The sequence below is a fragment of the Sphingomonas sp. Leaf25 genome, from assembly GCF_001421635.1.
Taxonomy (GTDB): domain Bacteria; phylum Pseudomonadota; class Alphaproteobacteria; order Sphingomonadales; family Sphingomonadaceae; genus Sphingomonas.
The window spans coordinates 193,538-202,395 of record NZ_LMKU01000006.1; the positions used below are offsets into that span (position 1 = coordinate 193,538).

The window sequence follows — 8,858 nt, forward strand, 5'->3', positions numbered from 1 at the left end:
AGCTGCACGAGGAGAGGATGGCGAATGGCCATGGCCGACGATAGCGCGCACGCGATGCGCCCCGCGACGGGCGGCAGCCTGACCGCGCGGTTGAGCGTGTTGATGTTCCTGCAGTTCTTCATCTGGGGGGCGTGGACCGTCACCCTCGGCCTCGTTATGCAGACGCGCGGGCTGGGGTCGCTGATCGCCAACGCCTTTTCGGTCGGGCCGATCGCGTCGATCGTCGGATCGTTCCTGCTCGGCATGGCGGCGGCGCGCTATCTGGCGCCACGGCTGTTGATGGCGATCCTGCACCTGATCGGTGGCGTGCTGTTGTTCGTGCTGCCGGCGATGCTGACGCCGGCGCGCGGCGACACCTTCGTCCTCGTGCTGCTTTGCTACATGATCCTGTATATGCCGACGGTCGGCCTCGCGAATACCATTGCGCTGAAAAGCCTTGGCGACCGGGTCGACCGTTTCCCGTTCGTCCGCGCGTTCGGCACGATCGGGTGGATCGTGGCGGGGATGATGATCGGCTGGGCCGGGCTGTCGGCCGATCCGCAGATTTTCCGCGTGGCCGCCGTCGTCTCGGTCGCGCTCGGCCTCTACAGCTTCTCGCTCCCCCACGTCGCGCCCGATGCGCCCAAGGGCGACAGCATCGTGCGGCAGGTGCTGTGCGTCGAGGCGTTCGGGCTGATGCGCCAGCGATCGTATCTGGTGTTCATCGTCTGTGCCACGCTGATCTCGATTCCCTTGGCGATGTATTATGCCTATGCCTCGGCCTATCTCGGCACGGTCGGCATCGAGAATGTCGGCGGCACGATGGCGATCGGGCAGATGTCCGAACTGGCGTTCATGTTCTCGATGCCGCTGCTCTATCGCCGCTTCGGGGTGAAGCCCTTGCTGCTGGTCGGCATGGCGGCATGGGCGCTGCGCTATGCGCTGTTCGCGGTCGGTGACGGCGGCGACGGGCTGTGGGCGGTCTATCTCGGCGTCGCGCTGCATGGGGTGTGCTACGACTTCTTCTTCGTCGCCGGCGCGATCTATACCGGCACGATCGCCAGCCCCAAGGGCGTGAATGCGCAGGCGCAGGGGATGCTGACGCTGTTTACCTATGGGGTCGGCATGCTGCTCGGCTCGCAGATCGGCGGGCTGCTTTATGCCGCGCTGCCGGCGACCCCGTCGGTCGCCGACTGGCATCAGCTCTGGTGGTATCCCGCCATCGCCGCCGCGATCATCGCCGTGCTGTTCCAGTTCACCTTCCGCGACACCACCAAGGGGACCATGGCATGATGAAGGGTCCGGGCATCTTCCTCGCCCAGTTCAAGGGCAGCGAACCGCCGTTCGACACGCTGGAGAACCTTGCCGAATGGGCGGCGGGATTGGGCTATGTCGGGGTGCAGATTCCGTGCGATCCGCAGTTGATCGACGTGAAGCTGGCCGCCGAGAGCAAGGAGTATTGCGACGACCTGCGCGGCACCCTCGCCCGCCATGGTATCGAGCCGACCGAATTGTCGACGCATCTGCAAGGGCAGTTGGTCGCGGTGCATCCGGCCTATGACACGCTGTTCGACGGCTTCGCGCCGCCGGAAGTCCACGGCAAGCCCGCCGAACGGCAGGCATGGGCGGTCGAACAGGTCACATATGCCGCCCGGGCCAGCGCTAATCTGGGCTTGAGCGCGCATGCGACCTTTTCGGGCGCGCTGGCATGGCCCTATGTCTATCCATGGCCGCAGCGTCCGGCGGGGCTGGTCGAGGAAGCGTTCGCCGAACTAGCGCGGCGCTGGCGACCGATCCTTGACGTGTTCGCCGACCATGGCGTCGCCTGCGCCTATGAAGTGCATGCCGGCGAGGACCTCCACGACGGCGCGACGTGGGAGCGCTTCCTCGACGCGGTGGACGAACATCCGGCGGCGCGGCTGTTGTTCGATCCGTCGCATTACGTGCTGCAACAGCTCGACTATCTCGACTTCATCGATCGCTATCACGACCGGATCGCTTGTTTCCACGTCAAGGACGCCGAGTTCAACCCGACCGGACGGTCGGGGGTGTATGGCGGCTATCAGGACTGGGTCGACCGTGCCGGGCGGTTCCGCTCGCTGGGCGATGGGCAGGTCGATTTCTCCGCGATCTTCAGCCGCATGGCGCAATATGGCTATGACGGCTGGGCGGTGCTCGAATGGGAGTGCGCGCTCAAGCGCGGCGAGGACGGCGCGCGCGAGGGTGCGCCGTTCATCCGCGATCACATGATCCGCCTGACCGATCACGCCTTCGACGATTTCGCGCAGAGCGGCGTCGATCGCGGCGCGATCCGCAAGCTGATGGGGCTGTCGCCCGATGGAGCCGCGGAATGAGCCGGCGTCTGCGTCTGGCGATGGCCGGCGGCGGCGAGGGCGCGTTCATCGGCGCGGTCCACCGCATGGCCGCCGCGCTCGACGGCGACTGGGAACTGGTCGGCGGCGCGTTCAGCACCGATGCCGGGCGCAGCCACCGTTCGGGCGCGACGCTGGGACTCGACCCGACGCGGGTGCATCACGATCTGGCGGCGTTGCTGGCTGACGAAGCCTCCCGCCCGGCGGACGAACGGATCGACGCGCTGGCGATCGTGACGCCCAATCACCTGCATGCGCCGATGGCGATCGCCGCGCTGGAGGCGGGCTTCCACGTCTTTTGCGAAAAGCCGATGGCGATGAGCGTCGAGGAAGCACGCGCGATCGCCGCTGCGGCGAAGGCGAACGGACGGCACTTCGCGCTCGCCTTCACCTACAGCGGCTATGCGCTGGTCGCGGAGGCGCGGGCGCGGATCGCGCGGGGCGACCTGGGCGAGATCCGCCGGGTGCAGGTCGAATATCTGCAAGGCTGGCTGAGCGCGCCGATCGATGCCGATGGCAACAAGCAGGCGGCATGGCGCACCGATCCGGCCAAGGCCGGGATCGGCGGGTGTCTCGGCGATATTGGCACCCATGCGTTTCATCTGGCGGAACAGGTGTCGGGCTTGCCGGTCGCGGCGGTGTCGGCCGATCTGGCGACGCATGTCGCCGGGCGGCGGCTCGACGACGATGTCGGCGCGCTGCTCCGGTTCGACAATGGCGCGCGCGGCACGCTGGTCGCGAGCCAGGTCGCGGCGGGCGAGGAGAACGGCCTCCGGCTGCGCGTCCACGGATCGCTCGGTGGTCTGGAATGGTCGCAGATGGAGCCGAACACGCTGACCCTGCGCTGGCTCGACCGGCCGGCGGAGATCGTTCGCGCAGGCGGACCGGGGATGGACGCGCAAGCGGCGGCGCTGCTTCGTACACCGGCGGGTCATCCCGAGGGGTATATCGAGGCGTTCGCCAACCTGTATCGCGGGTTTGCGGCAATGATCCGTGGCGACGAGGAACCGGCTATTCCGGGAGTTGGCGACGGCCTGCGAACGATGGCCTTTATCGAGGCGATGGTCGCGAGTGCGGCGGGCGCCGACAAATGGACGCGGATCGACATGGGAGAGACGGCATGATTCGATGGATCGCGGGAACGGCGGGCGCGGTGGTCGCGGTGACGCTGGGCGGCATGGCGCTGGCGCAGATCGCCCCGGCCCCGGCGGCACCGCCCGCCTTCGCCGCCTGCCGCGCCTGTCATACGGTGAACGCCGGCGGCAGGAACGGCATCGGCCCCAACCTCAACGGCGTCGTCGGACGCGCGGCGGCGAGCGTGGCCGGCTTCAACTATTCGCCGGCGATGAAGAAGGCGAACCTGCGCTGGGACGAAAAGACGCTGAACGAGTATCTGGCGGCCCCGGCCAAGAGAGTGCCAGGCACGCGCATGCCGATCGCCACGCCCGATGCGGCGAAGCGCGCGGCGATCATCGCCTATCTCAAGGTCGCGAAATGACCCTGTCGCGTCGCACCGTCCTCGCCGGTGGCGCGGCCGTTACCGCCGCCTCGGGCGTGCTCGCCGCGCAGCGCCCGGCCGCATCGAACGCAGCGAAGTTCGGTCTGCATTTCGCACCGCACGAGGGCAGCTTCGCCAGTCGTGGCGGGCGGATCGAGCAGATCGCCTATGCCGCCGACCAGGGCTTTACCGCATGGGAGGACAATGAGGCGGCGACCCGCCCCGTCGCCGAACAGGAAGCAATGGCGAAAGCGCTGTCGAGCCGTGGCATGAAGATGGGCGTGTTCGTCGCCAGCATGCCGAAATGGTCGCAGTCGCGCCCGCTGCTCGGCGGCAACGACGATGCCGAGCGCGAAGGCTTCCTCGCCGATCTCCGCGCCTCGGTCGAGGTCGCAAAGCGGCTGAACGCCGACCGGATGACCATCGTCACCGGCTTCCTCGACCCGAAACTGCCGATCGATATTCAGACCGCGCGGGTGATCGACGTGATGCGCCGCGCCGCCGAGATCATCGCGCCGACCGGCGCGGCGATGGTGATGGAGCCGCTCAACACCCGCACCAACCATCCCGGCGTCTATATGCAGACGATCGCGCAAGGCTATGCCGTCGCGCGCGGCGTCAACAGCCCGGCGGTCAAGGTGCTGGCTGACCTCTATCACGAGCAGATCCAGTCGGGGAATCTGATACCGACGCTGGCAACATGCTGGAACGAGATCGGCTATATCCAGTTCGGCGACAATCCGGGACGCAACGAACCCGGCACCGGCGAAATCAACTATGCCACCATCGTCCGCTGGCTGAAGAACAAGCGCTATGCCGGGGTGATCGGCATGGAACACGGCAATTCGGTGAAGGGCCGCGCGGGTGAGGAACGGCTGATCGCCGCCTATCGCGCGATCGATGTCGCCGCAGGAGAAGGTGCATGACGATCCGTACCGCAGCGCTGATCGCCTCGGCGCTGGTGATTGCTCCCGCCGGGGCGCAGGACAAGCCGGGGTTCCGCGATACGCCGACGCTGCCCGATGGCAAGTGGCGCGTTCACGATGCCGACCGTCCTGCCCCGACGGTCGTCGCTCCCGCCGCGACGCCGGGCGGCGCGCCGGCCGATGCCATCGTGCTGTTCGACGGGCGCTCGACCGCCGCATGGGTGGCGGAACGATCGATGTGGCCGGTCGCGGGCGGTGCGCTGACCATCCCCGCGCGGGCGACCAGCGGTGGCGAGAACAACCTGCGTACGAAGCAGGCCTTCGGCGACGTTCAACTCCATCTGGAGTTCCGCTCGCCCAACCCGCCGACCAAGACGTCGCAGGATCGCGGCAACAGCGGCATCTGGTTCATGGACCGGTACGAGGTGCAGATTCTCGATGGCTGGCGCAACCCGACCTATGCCGATGGCACCGTCGGCGCGGTCTATGGCTGGAAGCCGCCGCTGGTGAATGCGGCGCGGGCGCCCGGCGAATGGCAAAGCTACGATGTCGTGTTCGAACGCCCCCGCTTCGCGGCCGACGGTACGCTCGTCCGCCCCGCCTATGTCACCGCGTTCCTGAACGGCGTGCTGGTGCAGAACCATCAGGCGATGCTGGGGGAGACCGCGTGGCGGCAGGTCGCGCGCTATACCGCCCATCCCGACACCGCGCCGATCCGGTTGCAGGATCACGACTCGCCGGTGTCGTACCGCAACATCTGGGTCCGTCCGTTGCCGCCTGAGGCGGTTGCGCAGGACCTGCCGGAGAAGGCCCGATGATCGATCGCAGACATGCCCTTGCCGGGATCACCGCCATGTTCGGCACCGCCCTGTTCGCGCCGATCGCCCGCGCGGCGCAGGCGGTCAGCGCAGTGCGCGGCACGGCGGCGCTACCAGTCATCAGCGACGGTCCGCCGAGCGTCGCGGTATTCACGCCCGCACAGCGCGCGTTGATGACGAGCTTAAGCGAACGGGTGATCCCGACGACCGACACCCCCGGCGCGATCGCCGCCGGCGTGCCGGCGTTCATCGAAAAGCTGCTGGCCGACTGGGCGAAGCCGGAGGACAAGGCACCGATCCTCGCCGGGCTGGATGCCGTCGAGGCGCGCAGCCTCGCCGACTACAAGGTGTCGGCGGTGAAGGCGACGCCGGCGCAGCAGGACGCCCTGCTGACGCTGGCGATGAACAAGGCGCTCGGCGACGACGGGCGCTTCTTCGAGAATTTTCGCCAGCTCGTCATCACCGGCTATTACACGTCGGAAATCGGGATGACGCAGGAACGCGAATATCTGCCGGTGCCGGGCGAATATAACGGCGCCTTTCCCTATGCCCAGGTCAACAAGGTCTACAGCGCATGATCCTTTCCCGTCGCCATATGCTGGCCGGCGCTGGCGGTTGCGCCGCGCTGACCCTTGCCGGAACGCCGGCCTTCGCCGCACGGCTGGGGCCGATCGGCCTGCAACTCTATACGGTGCGCGAACTGTTCCAGAAGGACCCGGTCGCCACGCTGCGATCGGTCGCGAAGATCGGCTACCGCGAGGTCGAATATGGCGGTGGCGGCTACGACGCCATGGACCATGGCCTGCTGCGCCGGACAATGGACCGGCTGGGGCTGCGCGCGCCGTCGATCCATGTCGGCTATGACGCGCTGCTCGGCAATTTCGACAAGTCGGTGGCGATGGCCAAGGCGCTGGGCGCGGACACGATCGTCCTGCCCTACATGACCGACGAGCATCGCACCGAGGTGGGCTGGCAGGCGGCGCTGCCCAATTTCAATCGCTTCGGCGAACAGTTGCGGCGTGCCGGCTTGGGCTTTGCCTATCACAACCATGATTTCGAATTCACCATCCGCCCCGGCGGCGTCAGCCTGTACGAACAATTGCTGACGCGGACCGACCCGGCGCTGGTGAAGGTCGAACTAGATCTCTACTGGGTCGCCTTCGCCGGCGAGGACCCGGCGGCGCTGATCGAGCGGCTGGGGTCGCGCATCTACGGCTATCACGTCAAGGACATGCGCGCCGACCGCAGCATGACCGCGGTCGGTGCCGGACGCACCGATTTCGCGAAACTGTTCGCGCTGAAGGGCAGCGCCGGCGTCCGCCATTTCTATGTCGAGAACGACCAGGCACCCGCCCCCTATCTCCCCGACATCACCACCAGCTTCCGCACTTTGCGTAGCCTCCGGTACTGAGGATTCATCATGGCAGCGACCAACCGTTTCGACGCGATCGTCATCGGCTCCGGCGTCAGCGGCGGGTTCGCCGCCAAGGAACTGACCGAAAAGGGCCTGCGCGTGCTGATGCTCGACCGTGGCAAGATGGTCGAGCATGGCGAGGGCTATCCGTACGACGGCAAGCCCGCCTATGAGGTGCCCGCGCGCAATATCATGCCGCAGCCGCTGATCGAGAGCGATTATTTCATCGCCAAGCACGGCTATGTCGGCCCGAGCAACATGGGCTTCTACAACAACGACCGGCTGAACCCCTATGCGTTCGACGAGGGCGACAAATTCTACTGGATCCGCCCCGGCGCGGTCGGTGGCAAGTCGCTGATCTGGGGCCGCTGGACGTTCCGCTGGAGCCCGGACGATTTCGCGGCGAACCAGCGCGAGGGCGTCGATGGCGCATGGCCGATCGGCTATGACGATGTCGCCCCATGGTACAGCTATGTCGAGAAATACATCGGCGTCTCGGGATCGCGCGAGAATCTGCCCTATCTGCCCGACAGCGAATTCCAGCCGGCGATGCCGATGAACGTCGCCGAGAAATGGCTCAAGGGCCGGCTGGAAAGCGGGTTTCCGGGACGCAAGCTCATCAACACCCGCCTGTCCAACATGACCGAGGACAAGCCCGACCAGAACCGCACGAAATGCCAGTTCCGCAACCAGTGCGGCAATGGCTGTTCGTTCGGCGCCTATTTCTCGACACAGGCGGTGACGCTGCCCGCCGCGCGCGCGACCGGTCGGCTGACGCTCCAGTCCGACGCAGTCGTCACCAGCCTCGACTATGACGCGGCACGCAAGCGCGTAACCGGCGTGCGCTATATCGATGCCAAGACCGGACAGGCGCAGACTGTCAGTGCCGATCTGGTGTTCCTGTGCGCCTCGGCGATGGGATCGGTGCAGATCCTGATGAATTCACGCGCGCCGGGCAGCGAGCGCAGCCATTTCGACCGCAGCGGTACGCTCGGCCGTTATGTCATGGACCATATCTTCCGCGTCGGCGTGTCGGGTGAAATCCCCGGCATGGAGGAGTTCATTGAATATGGCCGTCGCCCCGGCGGCGTCTATGTCCCCCGCTTCCGCAATCTGAATCCGACCGAGGATGTCGGCTTCAAGCGTGGCTATGGCTATCAGGGCAGCGCCCGCCGCGATCCCGCCGCCCCGGTCGGGTTCGGCGCGAGCATGAAGCAGGGCATGCGACGCTATTCGCCGTGGAAGTTCAGCATGGGCGCGTTCGGCGAATGCCTGCCCTATGCCGACAACCGTGTCTCGCTGAAGGCCGACAAGCTCGACCGGTTCGGCGTTCCGCTGATGCGTTTCGACGTACGCTTCCGTGAAAACGAGCTGCGCATGATGCGCGACGCGCGCGAACAGGGCGAGGCGATGCTCAAGGCGGCGGGCATGCGCAACGTCACCAGTTACGAGGGCGAGCACGTCCCCGGCGACGCGATCCACGAAATGGGCGGGGCGCGGATGGGGGCTGACCCCGGCAAGTCGGTACTGAACGGGTGGAGCCAGGCGCATGACGCGGCCAATCTGTATGTGACCGACGGCGCACAGATGGCATCGGTGTCTTGCGTCAACCCGTCGCTCACATTCATGGCGCTGACGGCACGAGCCGCGGATCATGCGGTCAAGACGATGCGGCAGGGATAAAGCGTGCATCTGGCGATCGGCAGGCATCGAGCCACCGATCGCCGGGCTTATGCGTGCGGCCATATACGCGCTGACGGAGCGTTATGGCGCAAGACGAACGCGTAGTGGCCCGCGGTCCTGACGGACGCGGGCTATGTGATGTGTGGCGTTGTGTAAGTATGGTTGCGG

General features: G+C 66.7%; 9 protein-coding genes. All 9 read left to right on the forward strand.

What is annotated here, in order from left to right; genetic code table 11:
* The first annotated feature begins 30 nt into the window (after positions 1 to 30).
* From ASE78_RS03695 to ASE78_RS03735, 9 genes are read left to right on the forward strand one after another with little or no spacing between them, the layout of a single operon-like run.
* Positions 31 to 1,272: an MFS transporter gene (locus ASE78_RS03695; protein WP_056493450.1), complete on the forward strand. Its 1,242-nt coding sequence runs from the start codon at positions 31 to 33 to the stop codon at positions 1,270 to 1,272.
* On the forward strand, positions 1,272 to 2,333 hold the full coding sequence (locus ASE78_RS03700) for a sugar phosphate isomerase/epimerase family protein (protein WP_082466985.1): 1,062 nt from the start codon (positions 1,272 to 1,274) through the stop codon (positions 2,331 to 2,333). Before ASE78_RS03695 ends, ASE78_RS03700 begins: the two co-directional genes overlap by 1 nt.
* Positions 2,330 to 3,475 carry a Gfo/Idh/MocA family protein gene (locus tag ASE78_RS03705; protein ID WP_056493359.1) on the forward strand — a complete coding sequence of 382 codons (1,146 nt, stop codon included), beginning with the start codon at positions 2,330 to 2,332 and terminating at the stop codon, positions 3,473 to 3,475. Before ASE78_RS03700 ends, ASE78_RS03705 begins: the two co-directional genes overlap by 4 nt.
* A complete protein-coding gene (locus ASE78_RS03710) occupies positions 3,472 to 3,849 on the forward strand; it encodes a c-type cytochrome (RefSeq protein WP_056493363.1) in 378 nt (125 codons plus the stop codon). Before ASE78_RS03705 ends, ASE78_RS03710 begins: the two co-directional genes overlap by 4 nt.
* On the forward strand, positions 3,846 to 4,775 hold the full coding sequence (locus ASE78_RS03715) for a hydroxypyruvate isomerase family protein (protein ID WP_056493366.1): 930 nt from the start codon (positions 3,846 to 3,848) through the stop codon (positions 4,773 to 4,775). The genes ASE78_RS03710 and ASE78_RS03715 overlap by 4 nt, the downstream gene beginning before the upstream one ends.
* Complete coding sequence (locus ASE78_RS03720) at positions 4,772 to 5,593, forward strand: DUF1080 domain-containing protein (protein ID WP_056493369.1); 822 nt, start codon at positions 4,772 to 4,774, stop codon at positions 5,591 to 5,593. The genes ASE78_RS03715 and ASE78_RS03720 overlap by 4 nt, the downstream gene beginning before the upstream one ends.
* Positions 5,590 to 6,171, forward strand: a complete 582-nt coding sequence (locus ASE78_RS03725; protein WP_056493371.1) for a gluconate 2-dehydrogenase subunit 3 family protein — start codon at positions 5,590 to 5,592, stop codon at positions 6,169 to 6,171. The genes ASE78_RS03720 and ASE78_RS03725 overlap by 4 nt, the downstream gene beginning before the upstream one ends.
* Complete coding sequence (locus ASE78_RS03730) at positions 6,168 to 7,004, forward strand: sugar phosphate isomerase/epimerase family protein (protein WP_056493374.1); 837 nt, start codon at positions 6,168 to 6,170, stop codon at positions 7,002 to 7,004. The genes ASE78_RS03725 and ASE78_RS03730 overlap by 4 nt, the downstream gene beginning before the upstream one ends.
* Positions 7,005 to 7,013: 9 nt before the next feature.
* Positions 7,014 to 8,690, forward strand: a complete 1,677-nt coding sequence (locus ASE78_RS03735; protein ID WP_056493377.1) for a GMC family oxidoreductase — start codon at positions 7,014 to 7,016, stop codon at positions 8,688 to 8,690.
* Positions 8,691 to 8,858: the final 168 nt, after the last annotated feature.

Bases quoted from the DNA above. Each gene is read 5' to 3' on its own strand.
- ASE78_RS03695 (WP_056493450.1), top strand. From the start codon at position 31: ATGGCCGACGATAGCGCGCACGCGATGCGCCCCGCGACGGGCGGCAGC.
- ASE78_RS03700 (WP_082466985.1), top strand. From the start codon at position 1,272: ATGAAGGGTCCGGGCATCTTCCTCGCCCAGTTCAAGGGCAGCGAACCG.
- ASE78_RS03705 (WP_056493359.1), top strand. From the start codon at position 2,330: ATGAGCCGGCGTCTGCGTCTGGCGATGGCCGGCGGCGGCGAGGGCGCG.
- ASE78_RS03710 (WP_056493363.1), top strand. From the start codon at position 3,472: ATGATTCGATGGATCGCGGGAACGGCGGGCGCGGTGGTCGCGGTGACG.
- ASE78_RS03715 (WP_056493366.1), top strand. From the start codon at position 3,846: ATGACCCTGTCGCGTCGCACCGTCCTCGCCGGTGGCGCGGCCGTTACC.
- ASE78_RS03720 (WP_056493369.1), top strand. From the start codon at position 4,772: ATGACGATCCGTACCGCAGCGCTGATCGCCTCGGCGCTGGTGATTGCT.
- ASE78_RS03725 (WP_056493371.1), top strand. From the start codon at position 5,590: ATGATCGATCGCAGACATGCCCTTGCCGGGATCACCGCCATGTTCGGC.
- ASE78_RS03730 (WP_056493374.1), top strand. From the start codon at position 6,168: ATGATCCTTTCCCGTCGCCATATGCTGGCCGGCGCTGGCGGTTGCGCC.
- ASE78_RS03735 (WP_056493377.1), top strand. From the start codon at position 7,014: ATGGCAGCGACCAACCGTTTCGACGCGATCGTCATCGGCTCCGGCGTC.